Below are 19,132 nucleotides of genomic sequence, written 5' to 3'. Positions count from 1 at the left end.
AATTGGTGTGTTGTTCCGGTCGAGACCAATAACCTTTAATGAGGGGATAATATGGCATGTAAGGACTTGCTTCCTAGTATCACTCAGATTCCGTCAATTTGTTTGCCTCAAAGTCTAGAATGCCAGAAAACGCTCAAGGACCTTGCGACTTATCGAGGTGCTCACCAAAGAGTCAGACATAAGATCTCCTTTCTGATGCAGGCATGCAGGACATCCATCCAAGCACAAGCGACCACTTATTCTCATGATTTGATCCGCAAGACGGCTTTCAGGACTTAAAGACTCTTCAACCAAATCTTGTTCGGCTTCGGAATAAGCAATCAACGCTCGTCCCACAAACGAGTCCGGCTTGTTACGCGCGTACTCGACAGCAGAACTCACTAACTCGAACACCGTCAGTGAGCGCTCTCGTTGCTTCTCCAATTCTGAAACGATTTTGTTTACCTCGCATGCAAGGTCGTAGAGTTCTATGCGCTCACTCCCGATTTCTTCGGAGTCGAACAATATCCTCAAAAGCGCCGCCGGCGGTCGTCTCGACTGAATACCCAGATCATCAGCAACTTGCTTTAGTGCCTGTTCATCTGAAGGGTCCGTATCCCGCCACCTTTCGTGATTGGAAGCATCGTCAAAAAATCTATGCAAAATGGCATCTTCATCCGCATTTGGGCAGCCAGAAAACTCTTCGCCTACCCACTCTTCCGCAGCGATTTCAATATTATTAATGAAAGTTCGCGCAGTTCCGTCGCCCAACGATCCTACTTCCACCACTGAGATGACGTCATTTGCGTCAGTTTCAAACTGAAGTGGCAACTTTGCATGAGACAGAACGCGCTGGTCGTTTCCGTATCCGTGGCGGATGAAGGAATCCTTGAGTTTCAGGGACAATCCATGCAGGACGAGACTTCTCACGTAGCTTTCAAGAAATGATTCATCGCGCAACTGATCCAAAATCTTATCAAAAAGCTCTTTGAACTTAATGTCACCAAGTGAAGACGCTACTTTGGCAACGCGGCCCCTGCTCAAAAGTGGATGTTGTGAAAGCACACTCTCCCGTGCGTTCTCAAAAAGGTTAGCCAGTTCAGTCCCATCCCAGAACCTTAAGATGCGTTTTAAGTCTGCGCTGAGTTCGGGGCGCGTTTGCGTCGCGGCAAAAATCTCTGCCCCACGTTGGGCTTCATAAGAGTTTAACCCAATCGCCTGCGCCCCACGTTCAACCAGATGGCACATGGCTTGACGTAGTAACCACCTCTTTTCTTTGCCATTATCCCCCAGTCTTTTCACTTCGCTTGCAACGAACTCTGATAGTAAGTCTGAGTTGATATGGAACTGAACACCCTCCGTTTGGACATAGAAGCCATGAAGGAGTGGCTTGTTGGAAGTTGGATCCGAAAATATTTGGCGGAACGGCACAGCTTCAGCTTGCGTATCTTTCACGCGAACCTCGCAATCGCTTCCCCAAAAACTTCTAATCAGAATTAATCCCGGGTTATCTGAAGATAGTCCTTCGCCACGAAAACCATCCACTCGCTTTAGCCACTTGACCTGTTGGCTGAACTCGAGCGGCATCCCTTTCTTTTCATCAGAGCGGACGATCGGAAAACCGCGCAACTGAGCTTGCGTCTCGTGTTTTATCCCATCCTGCGTCTGCTGCGGGGAGACAGGAGATGTAACAACTGGCTTGTCATCTACGCTGCCGAGCCTGAAATTTGGTGTCCATTCGGCCCCAAAAAAAGATCCGGCCTTTTCGACTTCTATTACGAGTGGACGGCAGATCTTTGGTTCTATCTCTTCTCCAAGAGTGAGACGAGCCTCTACTGGAAGTTGGCTTAATAGTTCTGCGGAGCCTTTCTTAAACGACTGCATTTTTACATGAGCGCTGTCATAGCTTTGGAACCAAGGCGAAAGCCCGTCCACGGGTTGAATCCAGTGGGCGTCGAAAGGATGAAACCGTCGAGATACATTCCCAGGCGCGACTGACATCATACCAAAAACGATGTCTTCAGTTTTCGCCTCATCTGCGGAACTCTGGACGGGGAGCTTAATTTTTAGCGAGGGTAAGTTTATCGTATCGAACAAGAAACTCGGGATCCAGTTTAAGCTACTTCTCAGACTTGCGAATTCGTTGCCAATGCGTATTTGGTCATCACGGTCAGTTAGAGCTCGTTCCCAGACAACCGACGCTGTATCCGCATCGAGCTTTTCCCAGATATCGGTACCAAAGATTCTTTCTACGAAGGCCTCTGCCGATGCCAGAGCCTTGGCGCTTGGTTTACCAGCACCTACCCAGGGGGTAGCGCCACTCTGATACTGACATCTAGCTAATCCATCCAACAGTGCAGCAAGGACTTGTCCTCGAACGACAAAAAAATTGGTGTCGTTAAGAGGAACGTCAAAACCATCCGGGTTGATCATTTTGTGTGGTTGACGAAACCACCAGGAGTCCCTTGGAGAGTAAACCGAGAGTGTCACCCCCGTGATCGGACGGTCATCGACACCTCGTCCACCCCGTCCTTTGCGTTGAATGAAACTCGCAAGGTTCTGGGGCGAATAGTGTTGATAAACTAGGGTTATGTCCGGGTCATCAAATCCTACTTCAAGTGAGGAGGTTGAAAACACGGTGTCGCTGTTTTCGACTAAGTCTTTAATCTTTTCTGTAGCACCAGAGGAAACTGGCGACTGGCATACTCGAAGCGGGCTTCCGGGCTTTAAACGTCCAGACACCGACTCCTGCCGCGCATCATTGGCTGCGAACCACCAGCACTCTCCTTGCTTAAAATGATCGCAGCCTAGCGGTTCTCCACAACATCGAGATATGGGATCACCATTGGCGGGATCATCGCCGAAATTTGACGTTCGAAGACGTGACAGAACGCGACCTTCTTCTGCATCCTCAAAAGCAGCGTGGAGGCGCCGCAATTTATCGATTGAGTCAAGAAACACGAGGCTCCTGAAACCGCCATGCTCTCCTGTTCGACGTCGCATGTTATGTGACAAGCACATGAGGCTTTGAATGGTGGTGGAAGCACCGGCGATATCCTGCCCTCTCGATTCGACTTCAGGCTGAACAAAGAAAAAATATTCGCGCCCTCTTGGGGTTGGATTGGTTTCGTCTTCTTCTGGAGAAATCTCCTCAATTTCATCTCTGCCAACGAGACGTGACCAACTCCCCGCGGGATCACCGAGTGTTGCGCTCATCCCTATTGCCAAAGTCAATTGATCGTTGCTGCGATCACATCTCGCCAACAGCCTCCTCAAAGTCAGCCCGACTTGTGCACCATGTATGTGAGAATAAAGGTGGATTTCATCGGCCAAGACTGCCCGCGGCGCGGCAAAATGAACGTCATCGCCGAAAATCGCGCCATACGACGGATCGTGCATCCATTGATGCAGAGATTCAGTTGTTGGCAAAAAGAAGTTCGGAGGGGTGGTGGCCAACTTTTCTTTGGACCCTATCCAACCGGAAAAGGACCAATTGCATTTGCAACAGTAAAGCCGATCTGCACCGTTATCTCCTGCGTCGATCTGGAGGTTCAGTTCCCCGCAACATTCATTTTCTGGACAAGTAAAAAGTGGAAAACGGACTTCATTGTCAGACAATTGTTCCCACCCAATTGCCCGGTTATTATCATACAATTTTCCAAGGTTTTTAGGCACTTCACCCGACTGCACCCCAAGAGACATGGCTGGTAGGCCAGTAACTCTTGCCACCGCCGCGAGATAGCCAGCAATACGTTGCGCTTGGTTCGTGGCCAAGCGAATACGGGGATACGCAATGACAACAAAACAACCTGATTGGCCCTGCAGTTTTTCAGCCAAGGTAGCAACAATCAGAGGGAATAGAGCTGCTTCTGTTTTTCCTGATCCAGTGTCGGCAGAAACTACAAAACTATCGGTATCACCTGCAAACCATCCTTTGAGAATTGCTTGGAGAGAGCGCGCTTGGAAGCCTGCGATTGCGGGTGTCTTGCCCCAAATTTCCTTCAGCGTTGTTTCAAAAAATGTAAGTGATTTAATCAGATCACTATTGCACCATGTCTTTTTCCTGATGCTGTCCAATACAGCTACAAGGTCGACATCCCGAACTGGCTTTTGTCTTGATCTCAATTCAATCTTAAGACTTCGAACTAGAAACGGTCGCTTTGCCACATCGCCAGGAGAAAACCGTTGTTTGACGTAGCGGAGTTCTCGTGCCGTCTCAGCCATTCTGCTTCTTAATCGCTGCTCTTCGGCGATCATCAAGTATCCGTGTGCCTGCAAGCGCCCACAAGACACGAGCACTTGGTCGCGAGACCTCTTCAAAGCTTTTGAAAGCGAAGGAACCGACGTCCAACCTTCAAACAGACCAAAATTTACTTTCTTTGCTTCAAGTTCTTCGAGTTCATTCAGAACTTCAAAATCAGCGTCTGTTAGTTCAGGCAGATCTGGTTCGTCGTCAGGGATTTCTCTTTGTTCGACAACGTCATCGACACGGATCGTGTCACCCTTCGGTTTTCGCTCAATGGAGATCAACCCTTCATCTTGCAAAGCCTCTAAAGGAGCCCTGAAGAAGTCTGTCCCGCCACTTCCGACCCAAGCGAATCGATCTCTCACAGCTTCGTAGAATGGCCAGAAGTTTCCGGACTTCTTCTCCAAAACCAACTCACGAATTCGAAGCCGCGTAGTCTCTAGCGAAACATCATACTGCCGTCGCTGCTCTGCCAATGGCCTGGCTAACCAGAAGTTATCGTATTGAGGTTTCTTCGTCAGAGAAATCCAGCCTGCATTATGAAGCCGACCAAGATCGTCGAGTACGTCATCATCACGTGCCATCCGCTTCTTGATTGCCCCAAGCGAGGCATTGCCATGTGGGGAGTTCAATGCAATGTCGTTGATAGCCTTCAGCAAGCCTTCAAGTGCCGCATCCAGCTGAAACTGTTCTTCAACGGTCTCGCGGGAAGACAGATCGAGAAAGAGTTCTTCATCGGTAAATCCTGTGCGGCGCAGTTCGACAGATACTTTCGATCCTTTGTTGTCTAAAAGTCCGAATTCGCCAGTTCTTTTGTTTGAGTATATGAACTCTCTCAAAAGCTGCGCTTTGTCGACGAGATCCTGGTCATTTGGAATGGCATCCAGAAGCTGTTTAGAGATAATAACGATCAGTTTTTGCCGGGCGCGCGTGGAGGCAACATTGAGCAGTTCTGGAGAAAAAATGAATTCAGCTTCTGCGAGCGCAAACTCTGCGTCACAGACGCAGTAGGACAATATTATCGCGCGTCTTTCTTTACCCTGGATCCTGTGAATTGTTTCGACGAACGCTCCTTCAGAGATCTCCGAGTGCAACTGCTTTCTTATCTCTGAATTATGAGCGCGGTGTGGGCTGACAATTGCTAGATCTTCAGCCCAAAAGTCATCGCCCCCTCCGTTAGCACTTAAGCGCTGTCTGAGTTTCAGCGACAAGTCGGCGGCGATCTTCGCTTCAAACGGGCTCTTTGCGGCGGCCGATGGTCCATCGTGTACCAAAACACAAATGGGGTAATCAGGATCAAGTACCGCCTCTTCCCAAGGCTCCAATCCATCACGCCAGTCTGGTGCGAGGGGCAATCGCGCATCCTCGTCTTCGACAACGGAGTTGTATTTGTCTTCGTAGAATTTTTTCTTCGGAAAAATGGTAAGCGGCGCGTTTAATCTAAAGGTTTCATCGAGCGGAAACTCTTTGACATTCACTGACTTTAAGAACGCGTAGAGCGAACTCCCGATGTCTCGCCCTTCGTACTCAATATCACGCGAAGCACGAATAGGCGGAAGTTGCTTATCATCACCGGCCACAACCAATCTGCAATTCGGAGCCATGGCGCCCAGCGGGATCAGGCCATTCCCCAACGGCATCTGCGAGGCTTCATCAACGCAGGTCAAGTTGAAGACGGGCGCAGTCATGCCGTCATGACCAGCGAGTTCACCGCTCTCCAAAAGCTTATAAATTGACCATACCGTTGAGCCGACAACGATTTTTGGACTGTCGAGAAACTGCGCAATTTTCTTACAGTCAGCCTTTGCTGTCCTACGAACATTTTCAATTCTCTCAGGCAGGTCGCCGCCAGTCGGGTTGCCGAGATAAAGTGATGTAGTGTCGGGAAGCCCGTACTTCTGAATACGGTCATGAACGGCAGAAAGTAAGTTTTCGACAGCGTTGCGAGTGAAAGCTGTAATCAGAACTCGGCAGGCTTTGTTATTTGCAGCACAGGCTTGAATGTAGCCAACAATCAGCCAGGCAAGTAGGTGAGTTTTTCCAGTTCCCGGCGGTCCAAGTACGAGCCCAACCCTTTCGTTCGCCAACCCCTCCCAAGCAGCTTCCTGCGCCTTCCTTAATGGATAATCTCCTGCAGCGTACAAAGACGGCTTTGTGAACTCATGTAGCGCTGCCAGCCACACTTCCGGATCATCGACAGAACCCGAAAAGAAAGTCGTATCGCGAAGAAAGGACAGAATATCTTGCCGGACGTTCATAGACCTGAAGCCTCTGCAAGGTTGCGTATGAAGTTTGCCGCCCGTTCGCTATTAACGTCAAAGAAACGTCGATCGATGTGCCAAACAGGCTTACGCTCACCTCTCCTCATCATTTCTTGAAACAGTTCGTCTTCAAACATGTCGCGTGGCATAGACACCGTGAGAGTACCGGAATGGGTGCTTTGGGATGGCTCCCAGTAGTCAACTTTGCATTGCTCCCAGCAACTCGGATCCAGGCGCACATCCGGATTATCGTCATGCAATATTAAATCGAAGTCTCCTGGGCGGATATCGCTGTCTTGACTTTCGGTTGGCACCTTAAATGTCAGTCGTTTTCTTGGACGCCCTTTTCCACTGACATCGCCTATACTCAGCAACGACATCCCCGCAATGCACTGGCCTCTGTCTCTTCTCGTGTCACTATGCTGGGCCAAGTTGATCAAGGTTTCGAGCATACCAGCACGGTTCTGCAGCAATTCTAATGCCTGCAGAATGTCGAGGTCCTCTGCATTCAAAGGGTCAAAGCTTTCATGGAAGGCAAAAGGCTTTTTGTTTAATCGTAGCAGCCTTGGTTGACCGGTATGAGCGCATTTCTCGTCTTCTTGAAATAACCAATCGACGATAGCCGCAGTCGCTTGCAATCGACTGGCAACATCCAACTCGATGTCGGCTTTAGATATTGACTTCAGTTTTCCCTCGCGAAGGGCACGGACGACATCCAATGCCAACAACGAAGAAAATGGCCGTTCAAACTCTTCTTTCGGCTTGTAAGCATGAGCAACCAAGCCGGACGCCAGCAAAGCATTAGAGGTTTGTCTGAGATCGTATGCGACAGAAACCGGAAGTGCATAGAGTTGCTCCAGCACGTTTCTCACAATCGTGGCTGGCAGATGGTGGGCACCACGAAACTCGGGTTCTGGAACGACATCTTCTGGCGGGAATAGCCTGACAATGTTTATCAAACCTGTGCGGATTCTGGGGTCTTCAAGGTGCCTAGCGACCGCTTTGTGCAAATTCGTCGCTTCCGCGTTTTCAAAGAAGAAGATATGGGCCGTCAATCGATCCTCGGTAGCCACTTCCTTGTTGTGACTGTCAATTTTCGTCATCTCGGCGATGAGACGTCCAAGCACCGAAACAATGCCATCCACCTCTGAACGCCGCGTCCCATTTTCAATAATTACAATTTCACGGTCATCTTCTTTCCCTTTCACGTTTCGCACTATCGAAAGGCCGATTGCCGCAATCGTGTCGTCTACTGGGTCATGGTCCACGCTCAAGAAAAATGCCACATCAACGCGCGGCGGCATGAGATACGTGTGCTCTTGCGATGTTCTTTTCACTTCCGAATTCAACTGTGCGCGTGCGCGCGTCAGAAACGAAGTAGCTCGTCGCTGCAAGGACCAACCGACGCCATGGAACTTTGCAAGGCCGTCTGCCGTGGAAAGTTTTCTTACGTTATCTACGCCAAGGTCCAAAAGCGTTCTTTTGGCTTCATGGCTCATACCGGGTATTGCTGATACGTCCCGAAATCCTGGGTTTACGCTCGGTGCGATCTTTTTCTGGCAATGTTCGAGAAACTTACATTGCTCGCATTTAAAATAGATATGGAAGAACGTCTGGTCTTCAGCTGCGTTCACTCTTTTTGAGAATATACTCTTTATCGTGTTGTGCAAAAAATCATCGACCATTCGCAGGTACGGAGACAAGTTGAAGCGATCGATTTGATACTCAGCGCCTTCCGCCGAACCATTATCGGCAATCCTCCAAACTTCACCTTCCTTGTCCATTTCGGCCGAGATGCCCAATTCGCTGATCGCCGCTTCCAAAATTCTGACGTAGTACGCAACTTGAGCTTTATGGAAGGCTGTAGCGTGCCGGGTCGCCTTGATGTCGATGACAGTAAAAACTGGCACTTCTTTGGACCGATCTACTCTCACGAGATCGGGAAATGTCCTGCGCAGTTCGAGTCCGGTATCGAATAATTCGAAGGGAACTGACTTAGGTCTCAGGTTCAGTTGGGTTGCAAATTTTTCGGGGCGTAGTCCTTTAAGGAATGCAATCGTCAGGTTTTCAGACAAGAACTTGTCACTCTTGCCAGGACGCAGGACACTTTGCTGAACAGCTTTGCTGAGCGCATCCACTACTCTGTTTTCAAAATCGATACCGAGGTCTGCCCATAGTTGTTCACGCACATCAGGCGTGATTGGGACGGCCGCCAATTCGCCATCACTCATGATTTCGTAACGCGTCTTTCTCTCACAGCGATACTGAAACCAAGACTTGATGGTGGATGCACTGATCCCGCCTGCTGAAGACATTTTCTGCCCGATATGATTTTTGCGGTGACCGCGTTGGGGCACCTGATTTCTGCTCTGACACAAAGCGTATCAGTCACCTGGCAAAAATCAATCATCGATTGAATCCGTGATCTTTGAGTTTCACAAATCTCAGGCGCTTGCCTAATCTATGCCTTCTTGAGGTTGTTTCGGTGTTCAGATGTTTTCAGGTGAGCTACCCCCTGAAATTCGGACAGTGATGTAAGCTACGATTTGCAGTCTACTGATCTTAGACGAGATCAGAGATGTCGAAACGCAAGCAGCACGCGCCCGAGTTCAAGGCGAAGGTCGCGCTGGAAGCCCTGAAGGGTGAAGAGACGGCGTCCGAACTGGCGAGCCGGTTCGGAGTGCATCCGACGGTGATCCATCAATGGAAGCGAGCCCTGCTCGAAGGCGCGTCCGGCGTGTTCGAGCGTGGAGGTCGCAAGAGACCCGAGATCGACGAGGAGCAGGTGAATAAGCTCCACGCCAAGATCGGGGAGCTGGCGGTGGCCAACTCTTTTTTGGAACGAAAGCTGAAGCCTTGGGGCGGGAAGTGAGGCGCGGCATGATCGAGCCTGACCATCCCCGGCTGTCCATCGGTCAGTAGTGCAAGCTGCTGTCGATCGCGCGCTCGTCCTATTACTACGAGCCGAAGGGAGAGACCGAACAGAACCTCGGCCTGACGCGGCAGATCGACGAGCAGTTCCTGGAGACGCCGTTCTTCGGTGTCCGCCAGATGACCTGGCATCTGCGCAGTTCAAGGGATCGTGGCCCCAGTGGGGCCGCGCAAGCCTGCAGAACGGGCATCTCGTGAGCGAGAAGCGAATACGCCGGCTAATGCGCCTCATGGGGCTGATGCCGATTTACCAGAAGCCCAACACGAGCAGGCCGGCGAAAGGACACAAGACCTATCCTTACCTTCTGTAAGGGCTGCGCGTGGATCGTCCGAACCAGGTCTGGTGCTCGGACATCACCTACCTGCCCATGCGCCGCGGGTTCCTATACCTCATAGCGATCATGGACTGGCACACGCGCAAGGTTCTATCCTGGCGGATCTCGAACACGCTGGAGGCCGACTTCTGCGTCGAGGCGCTGAACGAAGCCATCCACAAGTTCGGCCCGCCCGAGATCATGAATACGGATCAGGGTAGCCAGTTCACGTCCTTCGCCTGGACGGACCGGCTCCGCCGATCCGGCGTGCGCATCTCGATGGATGGGAAAGGCCTGTTCCTCGACAACATTTTCATCGAGAGGCTGTGGCGCACCCTGAAATACGAGTGCGTCTACCTGCATGCCTGGGAGACAGGATCGGAGACGAAAGCGGCTATCCGGAAATGGATGACCTTCTACAACCACCAGCGTCCTCACTCAGCCCTCGGCGGCGAGCCATCGGCGCTGGTTTATTGGCTGAGAAATGATATCAACCAACCCGATCAGCAGGTGCAAAGAGTAGCTTAAATTACGCCAGATACTGTCCAACCGATGGGGAGTAGCTCACTTCGTGTGGGCTTATGCCCTTGATGGTCGACGTTCCAAAAGAAAAGACGTGCGGGATGCAATCACCGGGGCCTGTTAGCACCAAGGTGTCACTCTACGATGATGGGTTTTGAAGCAAAGATATCTTGTTCACAAATTAAATGATCAAACTTGCGCTGCTTTTGGTAGGATTTTAGCATCGCAATCTAATTTGTTTTCAGAAAGCAACCGTCTAACCGCGTTGGGCACATCAGAAAACGAAGTGAGCCGGAAGTCGGATTCTACCTTCCTTTCCTTTTCCTCCCAGCTTGGTACGAACCTTCCCGGAATGTAAATCGTTTTCAATCCCGCCCGTGCCGCTGGCAGAATATCCTTGGTGAGTTGATCACCAATCATTATCGCCAGCCTTGGACTGCCGGCAAATCGGAGCATTCTATCGAAAAATCGCCGATCTTTTTTAGCTTCGACGTATTTGTCGATAAACCGAACTATACCCAAAGCTTTCGCCGTCTGGACAACTCTTTCTTTTTTTCCTTCCGTTAGAACGATGGTCGTTGCGCCACACTTTTTTAGTTCTGAAAGCCCGTTCGCTACTCCCGGAAGTAGAGCAGGCGTTGATGTTAAGTCCGCGAAGTAACGTTGTTGAATATTCGCATTTTCTGTTTCGGCTAGTGCTGGGACCCCACCTACATTGCCGGCCCATGCCTTCCTAGCGGACTCTTTGGCGCTCATGCCATCCAGCATCATTGCAAGAGCTGCGATCAATAACCTAGGAGGGTATCTCAACCCGAGATGATGCCTAGAAGCTAGTTCTTGATCGATTGATCGGACAAAAGCCAACCGATCCGTTCTTTCCAGTGTTTTATCACATGCCTCTTCCACCGCACTCAACAGGCCAAGTTGAGCATCAGCAAAAACTCTATCTGTATCCCAGAGCGTGTTGTCCGCATCTAAGAAGACAATCGGAGGATTTTGCTGTTTTCTTTTGGCTTGCGGCTCAGACATGGACAACACCGGCTTCGAAGCGATCATTTATCGTAAATACCTAAAATATTGACAGAATTCCCAGCTTTTAGGGTTCCAATAATACGACACCCAAATTTAAATCCTCGGTGTACGAAATTGTATGCGAAGGTCCCCGTATGGTATCGACCTGCCGGTGAAGCATGAAGATGAAGGGTCGAACCTTCATTGGAAAACATCATTCGGAAGTCAATCCATCCAATCCTGCCTCCATCACAGCAATCCTCCACTACTTCCATCGCAAATCGCGAGGAGCTTGATTTTTGTTTTAGTTTTTCCCAGTACTCTTTTGTCTTTTCCTTGTTGTCGTCACTTGGGAAAACTATCTCGCCGCGGCCGAATAGTTCGCTCTCAAACTTTTTGTATGCCGGCCTAAAGCCGCCATCCTCCATTTCTATCATTGTCGGAAGAATTTGAGAGTCCTTTTTTGCGTCGATGAAAACTAGCGGACGGGGCGCAGTCTCTAGCATTTTTGAGATAATATCGTTATCGCAAACATCGCCCCGGAAATTTGTGAATATACCTCCGGGAGCATCAACAAAAAGCATCCTATCTGTGAAGTCAGACATGTAAGTAGCCGCAATCTCGATCAGTTTGCGCTCCGAATTTTCTACCACCTTTCCGAAAATAGTGTCGGCTTCTTCAAGAAGTTTGTCTCTCGCGTACGCAGTGGATAGCTTTGCTTCAGCGTCTAACTTCGGACCAAGCCATGTCAGAAAACTTGGCAAAGGAATATCTACTTCAGCATTCCCGCCGACGACGGCGTCCGCACTAAAGTTGCTCTCTATGCTTTTCTTTCTAACGCTTTGGCTCTCTTCGTCGCATAAGTCCGGCCACACTAACGCATCGTGGAACTTATCAATCAGTTTCTCGTCAGAAAATAGAGGTGCATCCACCAGCCACCAAAGGCGTCCCAATTGATCTGACCGCTCTTTAGAGTCAGGATTTTTTGCCATTTTGGAACCTCTCCCGAATAGATGTTCTATATACGTTCTTAGGCATCCAATGTCCACGCAAAGCCTCTAAGGTCAGTTCACTACCGTCAAAATGCACCCAAAGCGCATTATGCAGGTATTGAGCCTGCAGAAACGGCTTCTCGCCGCCTAATAAAGTGAATGACGGGCAGCGCCAGCAAAACCATCCAAGCTTTCCCGACGATCTGACCGGCAATGTAGTCCAGACTGCCAAAGGCAAGGTAGAGGAAGATTGCGCTGTCTATCACAAGACCAACCACACTGCTCGCAAACACGGCCAGCACCAAGCCCCGCTTCTGAAGAGGTGTGTACACCGCAAGATCAGCCATCTCGGAAAGCAAGAACGCAGTAGCAGAGGCGATGACCAGGGCGGGAGGTGCGACAAATGCCGACAAAATCGCGCCGCCGATTACTGCTCCTGCTGCCCACTTCACGCCCAGGTTTCTTTGCACAAGATCTCTAAGAACGAGGGCTAATCCAATCATTAGGACGCCACTGGGCGCCGTGAGCCCTGGCCCCACTGGAATGAGGCAGGGACCCTCCGGCACGCAGAACGTGCCTACATTTCCAATCATCCAATTGGCTATCGGAATACACAGCGCAAAACCCGCCAGGTACACGTACCCCATTGTTTTTTTCGTCATTGCTCTGTCCCCTCTTAATTGGCGCGATACACGCATCCGTGCCCGCATGTGCTTCGTTTAACGACGACTCGGTCGAGGCCGGAAATGCGCGGATCAAGCTTGTGCCAAATCCACCGTGTAATGTTCTCCAGCGTGGGACGCTCTAAGCCTTCGATGGAATTGAGATAGCTATGATCCAGTTGCTGCCTGACGGGATCGATGGCGTTATCGAAATCTGAAAGATCGATGATCCATCCGGTCTCTGGGTCAGGTTCACCGCTCACAAACACTTCCACCGAAAACGAATGCCCGTGTAATTGTGCATACGGGTGATCTGGATCCACGTTTGCAGCAAGTTGATGCGCAGCTTCGAACGTGAATTCCTTATAAAGCTCGATCATTATGAATCCCTCATCTGATTATGCGATCTCGAGGATCTTGTGAGTTTGCAGCGACAAGCGCCATTCAGGGTGTTCAAGGCAGTAATTGAGGACTTGCGCCAAGGCCTGTTGCTGATCGGCGCCATCCAAGGGTTGCAAGAAGAAATGCTTGAAATCCAGACCGCGCAGGAACTCGAGGTCTAGTCCGGGTTGCGGATAGACAGCTTTAAGTTCGTTTCCTTTTTTGACAACGATCTCGGTTCCAGCTTTGGGGCTGACACATACCCAGTCGATTCCCTCCGGCATAGGCAGCGTTCCGTTGGTTTCAATCGCCACCTCAAAGCCGCGGGTGTGCAGTGTATCGACTAAGGCTTGATCCAGTTGCAGAACTGGCTCGCCGCCTGTGCATACAACCAATTTCTTGCCCTCGCGCGAAACGGGCCAGGTTGACGCGACATGATCCGCAAGTTCCTCGGCCGTTCGGAATTTTCCACCGCCAATGCCATCTGTGCCTACGAAATCGGTGTCGCAGAACTGGCAAATCGCTGTCGATCGATCGCGCTCCAGTCCGCTCCAGAGATTGCATCCGGAAAAACGACAGAAGACAGCAGGCCGGCCAGTATTGGCTCCTTCTCCTTGCAGCGTATAAAAGACCTCTTTAACTGAATACGTCATTGAGCGGCTCTTTTCTTAGAAGGCACAACGTCAGCAAAGGCACTCCATCCCGAGGCACGGAGTTCACAGGCGGGACAATCGTTGCACCCATATCCCCAAGCGTGCAGCGTGCTGCGGTCTCCGCGGTAGCAGGTGTGGGTATACTTGACGATGAGGTCGACAAGGTCATCACCACCCAAATCTCTCGCCATTTCCCAGGTCTCGGCTTTGTCGATCCACATAAGCGGGGTGTGCACCACATACCGAGAGTCCATACCAAGCCCAAGTGTGACCTGGAGCGACTTCAAGGTGTCATCCCTGCAGTCAGGATAACCTGAATAGTCAGTTTCACACATGCCACCGACGAGGTGCTTCGCATTGCGTCTGTAGCCAACAGCGGCGGCGATGGTGAGGAACAAGAGGTTTCGGCCCGGAACGAATGTGTTCGGCAGCCCAGCCTCGTTCATTTCGATTTCACGCTCGCCAGTGAGGGCCGTATCGCTGATCGCACCCAGCACGCCAAGATCGATCATATGATCTATTCCGAGGCCCTTCGTCATGTCCGGGAACCGAGATCGCAGGTTTTCAAGAAAAGTCTGTCGAACTTCCAACTCAATTGAGTGGTTCTGCCCGTAGTCGAACCCGATCGTCTCCACGGTCTCGAAATTGCTAAGTGCCCAAGCGAGACACGTTGCAGAGTCTTGGCCGCCCGAGAATAAGACTATCGCGCTCTCGCCCATCTTGTTGCCCTCCTAGTTGACCAAGCTTAGTTGTTCGTTGAGTGATGCACGGAGTTGGTCAAGATCACTGCCGCTGCGAACACCTTGGTCCCGCACAAGCCGAACGAGATAGTCACTCAGCAAGCGGATATCTGGAGGAGTGTTTTGCAGCCGATCCCAATTCCGACTTTCCTCACGATTGAAAACCCAAGTGCCTGATGTCCATGCGCAAAGGCCATCCATGGTCAGGCACTTCAATTTATCTCTGAACTCCTCACGCGTGCGTGCGCCATGAAGTGCGTAGGCCATCTCCATTGCGTAGCCCAAGGCGATAATGCCAACACTATGCTTGAGCCGTGAGTTTCTCGGCCCCATACCGATCCACGCTTCTGGGAAGAGATCCATGACCGCCCCGTAGAAATCGCCGACCATCTTGAGCGATTTCTGCGCAGCATCTTCATCTCGAGCAAAATCCCGCAGAGCACCATTTGAGCGCGAATTCATAATGACGCGTTGGATTGCATTGCTGGAAATAGAACCACCTGGGTTGGTGTGTTGCTTGATCTGACCTTGAAGAGCAGACGGTGCGCCTTCTTCACCGGGTGCGTAGTTTAGAAGGGTTGTTAAGTTTGCCGCAAAGGACCTCGAGGCCATCCGATGCGGCAAGTCTGTCACTGTCGGCAACAACTCATAGATCAACTCCTTAGGGAGCGGGCGTGTGTTGTTGATCAGAATAAACTGGCGCCGCAGATCTTCGTCATCTTTGCAAATCATAGCCGATACGAAGACCTGAAAATCCTTGTCGGCCAAAGCCTGAAGCGCGGTCAGGCGTTGCTGTCCATCAACAACCAACCCCGGTGCTTCATCCCCAACTTCGACCTCAATCTCAGAAACCCCCTCCTCGAGGTGCTTTGTCTTAACCCCTCCAACAAACGCCAGAACGACCGAGTTCGGCAGTACTGCATCGTCTTTCTTTAAGTAGTCGCGGATCTCATGAATGTGCTGCGAGACCTGAGGCCGCTGAAACCCAAACAACTCGCCCTGGGTGTTACGCCCTGCACGGTCAATGCGCGCAATCTCAAAGACATCTTTCGCGCGGGCCGCGAATGAGAACACCTCGTGGCGATCACTCTGCTTCGCCCGGATTGCTTTAAAGGTCAGCGTTTTAGGCATGCTCTTCTGCTTTCTCTATTTTTCGGATGTGCTTTTGATAGGCTTGAATGTTGTGAATACCGCGTCGCTTGTTGCGGTTGCTGGCGCGGAAGATAATTGTTTCGACGCCTGCTGTTCTACAAACGCTGCAATCGCATGACTGCCACGGACGATGTTCGAGCGTGCGCTTATACTTTTCCCGAAGGCTGTCGAGCTTGCGTTTTTCTTTATCGGAGTGCCTGTCATCGCGGCCGACTGCGAGCGGCGCTGTATAGGCCATCACGTCTTCGAGGGCTTCGTGCGCATCAGCTTCACCACGATCAAATGCACGCAGCGCGTTGAGCGCGCGGGCCTCGCGATTAATCAGGTCTTCCTGCGAATAGACACCCTGCTTTGCGAGGTTTTTCAGGCTATTATTTTCGATCGCTTGCGGGATCCGGATCGCAGAGAAATATTCAATCCCGCCTTCCGGCTTCAAAGCATAGTAGTTTCGCGTGGAGTCCTTAAAAGCGCGCAGCAATGGCGAGGTTGTATCGAAGCTGGTGATGTTCACATCGCTGAACTGATGGATTTCTTCTGCTTTCGCGAACCCCAACACATGCATGTTCAGGTCGTTCCCCACAGCTTCGCGGATCGCAGTCAGAACCGTTTTGATTTGCGGCGCTCGAAGGGGCACCATTCCGCCAATGGCGATATATTTGTACCCCATTTTCTTTAGGCGCAGAGCGGCCTCCGCCATCGAAGCCGGCGACCAGCCTTGCACCACCCCCATCGGGGTGAAGCTGTTACCAATTCGCTTGCTTTGCTGCAGGAATTCCTCTGCATTTGCAGAGGTGATTTCAAAACGACGACGATTTTCTTCTAGCCGTCCCGGCTCCAAGTCGTGTGCTTCATGATCCTCGACATAGTCAAAAATAATATGGTCGATGGAGCATCCATGCGTAAACTGCCCGTCACCATAAAAGTCGACCATCTCTTCGGATGTGTACGGCGGAGTCTCCATTTCGTGATAGGTGAAGGCGCCGCAGTCGCCGAAAACAAATGACCCGGGGTAATCTGCCTCCCGGAACCGCAGAAACTCGCGTGCACCTACCCTCTGAAAACGCTGTGCTTGAGCATCCGTATACTTCCCGGAAACTTTGTTGCCCCCAACTATCGCTCTGGAGACCAGTATGCCGTCATACGGTGCATACCCGAGCAACTCGTGGGGATAAAAATCGTCCCAGTACGGTTCTCGATCAGACGGTGAGCGGTCTTCCAGGAAATCGTATCTTGGGTCCACATAGTCGAGGCTGTCGGCAAAAATGAACTTCATTTTTGCACCTGCCTCTGAGACTCCGCGAAATCAATCTGCACCAAGTACTCCGCCAGCGCTTTGATATGTCGCGGCAGGTTCTGGATCTCATTCCATTGCAAACCAAGACTGTCCCACGTGCCGTCAGTCCAAGAGCAGTATGGAGAGATCCGGCGCAAGCATTTCTCCACCTCATCTGCAACGTTCGCTGTCTGATGCATGCGCGGCATGATGCGGTCCATCAGAACACCCATTGCCTGAATTCCAGCCGAATGCATCAACCGGCTTTCTTGCGGCTTAAGGCCCCATGCTTCTGGGAATACCTTTTTCACGGCAGACCAGTAGACACACATGACCCGGTACATGCCTTCCACATCGGCACTCCCATCGGAAGTGGTGTTCTTATAGAGAGCCAAAGCGCCGTAGTTGTTAATGGACTGCTTCATCGCGTTGATGAGCGCTGTGTCCACGACAACCGCCGTTGTATTTGTATCCTCATCAGACATGCGACGAATGAGTTTGTAGAACGGCGACTTGGGATCCTGGTTCAGCAGGTTACATAGTTCGCTCGGGATTTTTGCTGGACGCAGATCAGCAGGAATTTCTGCAGATATCTCAGGTAGCAACTCATTGATCAGACGCTTTGGCAATGGCTTCGCCTTGTTGACGAGTATGAACTGCTCCCGCTGCACGTCGATACTTGGTGCAACAAACCCCACAACAGGTACCATGATGTCTTCATTTATTGTTCGGCTGAGAGCAAAGGCGCGTTGCTGACCATCTACGATCCATGCTGCTTTCCGTTCGCTTGAATGCACTGGAATTGTTAAAGTGCCACTGACTGGGCCATCCGGGCTTGGACCGCGCGACTGCTTGAAATCGATGTTTCCTTGAAACGCCAGGATGATCGCGTTGGGGAAGATCACGTTGCCCCGGTCTAAATATTCAACGATGCCTGTCACGTGATTCTGGATTTCCTTGCGCTGAAACCCTTTCAGTTCGTCAACTTCATCGCGATGCACGCGCGAAATATCAGCGATGCGAAGCACGTCAGAGCCACGCATAAAGAAGCTGTACACATCGACGCCCTCCCCTTGCTCCGCACGGACGGCCCGGAGGCTCAGCGGTTCAGCCATCACGCCGCCCCCACCTCTGATTTTACGCGGCTTGCAGCAGCATGTTTGAACAGATCCTTGAACCGAGTTTGTTCACATGCATTACCGCTATCTCTGAGCAGTCGTAGCGTTGCCCCTGATCTTCCGTCGGTCTTGCCCCAGTTTTTTAGAACGAAACTGATCACTTCTTGATCGGACATTTTTTTCCGAACAGGAATGACGGGAGCGCTCCAGCCTTTTAGCATTTCTTCAACTTGGCACCGATCTTCTGCGGACGACCTTCCGCACAAACGCCCTTCGTGCAAGGCCATTGCAAAATGGTGCAGAGCGCGTGTCGGAAAGTCAGTCATAGTCCCATTGATCGGGCTCTGAGGACCGTTGAGGCGCGCGTCGTAGGGCATTAAGCAGTGCTGGATGTTAGCAGGCAAATGTTTGGCCAAACCGGCACCAAAAACTCTCATCTTTTGTGCGGACTCTTCATCCAGGCTAGCCAATTCACTGCTGAGCAGTGTCGCGTAGTTCTCAGAAAGCGCGATAAGAACTAAGTCCGCAGAGGCTTGCTCAAAATACTCCGAAAGGCTGATCGAAGCGGCGGCATAATCACCAAGAGCACGCCACCATTTAGCACTGGACCACGCTTCATCTCGGATCTTGCTTTGAATCGAGTCGGATTTGCCAGGCGCCACAGTCAAACCGTACGCCGCGATTTCCTGGTTTTCACGAACAATGCCATGACCGGCCGACAGTATCGCCAACTCAGCGCCAATCAAATCAGCGGCCAATCTGCCTTCTCTGTAAGCACGGCCACAATATAAATCATTGGGTTTAGCGCGATCATTGGCAGAATGGATGCATTCACTCCACTGCTTAGCAACCTCTTGCAGTCTCCCAGCAGTTAGATTGCGTGCACTGAGCATGTCC

12 protein-coding genes and 1 pseudogene are annotated in these 19,132 nt (G+C 51.1%); 1 reads left to right on the top strand and 12 read right to left on the bottom strand.

Annotated elements, in window-relative coordinates; all coding sequences use genetic code 11:
- Positions 1–114: 114 nt before the first annotated feature.
- Both XM53_RS22585 and XM53_RS16440 read right to left on the bottom strand, forming a co-directional pair.
- Positions 115–6,483: an AAA domain-containing protein gene (locus XM53_RS22585; RefSeq protein WP_082631061.1), complete on the bottom strand. Its 6,369-nt coding sequence runs from the start codon at positions 6,481–6,483 to the stop codon at positions 115–117.
- Positions 6,480–8,801, bottom strand: coding sequence for a hypothetical protein (locus XM53_RS16440; RefSeq protein ID WP_236544533.1), 2,322 nt, complete (start codon positions 8,799–8,801; stop codon positions 6,480–6,482). Before XM53_RS16440 ends, XM53_RS22585 begins: the two co-directional genes overlap by 4 nt.
- A gap of 263 nt (positions 8,802–9,064) precedes the next feature.
- Between XM53_RS16440 and XM53_RS23105 the strand changes: the two are divergent.
- A pseudogene (locus XM53_RS23105) lies at positions 9,065–10,259 on the top strand (IS3 family transposase).
- Between the two features lie 183 nt (positions 10,260–10,442).
- Here XM53_RS23105 and XM53_RS22575 read toward each other — a convergent pair.
- The 10 genes from XM53_RS22575 to XM53_RS23100 all read right to left on the bottom strand — a co-directional run bounded on the left by XM53_RS22575 (position 10,443) and on the right by XM53_RS23100 (position 18,993).
- Positions 10,443–11,282, bottom strand: coding sequence for an HAD family hydrolase (locus tag XM53_RS22575; RefSeq protein WP_160321402.1), 840 nt, complete (start codon positions 11,280–11,282; stop codon positions 10,443–10,445).
- Between the two features lie 23 nt (positions 11,283–11,305).
- Positions 11,306–12,256: a hypothetical protein gene (locus XM53_RS16425; RefSeq protein ID WP_144435570.1), complete on the bottom strand. Its 951-nt coding sequence runs from the start codon at positions 12,254–12,256 to the stop codon at positions 11,306–11,308.
- A 107-nt stretch (positions 12,257–12,363) separates the two neighbouring features.
- Positions 12,364–12,918 (bottom strand): VUT family protein, encoded by a 555-nt coding sequence (locus tag XM53_RS16420; RefSeq protein WP_144435569.1) that lies wholly within the window; start codon positions 12,916–12,918, stop codon positions 12,364–12,366.
- A gap of 14 nt (positions 12,919–12,932) precedes the next feature.
- Positions 12,933–13,298 (bottom strand): 6-pyruvoyl trahydropterin synthase family protein, encoded by a 366-nt coding sequence (locus XM53_RS22570; protein ID WP_201455430.1) that lies wholly within the window; start codon positions 13,296–13,298, stop codon positions 12,933–12,935.
- Between the two features lie 18 nt (positions 13,299–13,316).
- The gene (gene queE, locus XM53_RS16415; RefSeq protein ID WP_057795269.1) at positions 13,317–13,952 is read right to left on the bottom strand and encodes a 7-carboxy-7-deazaguanine synthase; all 636 of its coding nucleotides are present in this window, start codon (positions 13,950–13,952) and stop codon (positions 13,317–13,319) included.
- Positions 13,949–14,671: a 7-cyano-7-deazaguanine synthase QueC gene (queC, locus tag XM53_RS16410; RefSeq protein WP_057795267.1), complete on the bottom strand. Its 723-nt coding sequence runs from the start codon at positions 14,669–14,671 to the stop codon at positions 13,949–13,951. Before queC ends, queE begins: the two co-directional genes overlap by 4 nt.
- A 12-nt stretch (positions 14,672–14,683) precedes the next feature.
- A complete protein-coding gene (dbpB, locus tag XM53_RS16405; protein WP_057795265.1) occupies positions 14,684–15,823 on the bottom strand; it encodes a DGQHR domain-containing protein DpdB in 1,140 nt (379 codons plus the stop codon).
- Positions 15,816–17,117: a tRNA-guanine transglycosylase DpdA gene (gene dpdA, locus XM53_RS16400; protein WP_057795263.1), complete on the bottom strand. Its 1,302-nt coding sequence runs from the start codon at positions 17,115–17,117 to the stop codon at positions 15,816–15,818. The genes dbpB (XM53_RS16405) and dpdA overlap by 8 nt, the downstream gene beginning before the upstream one ends.
- A complete protein-coding gene (dbpB, locus tag XM53_RS16395) occupies positions 17,114–18,232 on the bottom strand; it encodes a DGQHR domain-containing protein DpdB (RefSeq protein WP_057795260.1) in 1,119 nt (372 codons plus the stop codon). The genes dpdA and dbpB (XM53_RS16395) overlap by 4 nt, the downstream gene beginning before the upstream one ends.
- Positions 18,232–18,993 (bottom strand): hypothetical protein, encoded by a 762-nt coding sequence (locus tag XM53_RS23100; RefSeq protein ID WP_236544532.1) that lies wholly within the window; start codon positions 18,991–18,993, stop codon positions 18,232–18,234. Before XM53_RS23100 ends, dbpB (XM53_RS16395) begins: the two co-directional genes overlap by 1 nt.
- Positions 18,994–19,132 lie beyond the last annotated feature (139 nt).

Source organism: Roseovarius atlanticus, assembly GCF_001441615.1.
In the GTDB taxonomy this organism is placed as follows: Bacteria; Pseudomonadota; Alphaproteobacteria; order Rhodobacterales; family Rhodobacteraceae; genus Roseovarius; species Roseovarius atlanticus.
Note: the sequence above shows the minus strand (reverse complement) of the source record. Positions and strands in the feature narration are given on the sequence as shown.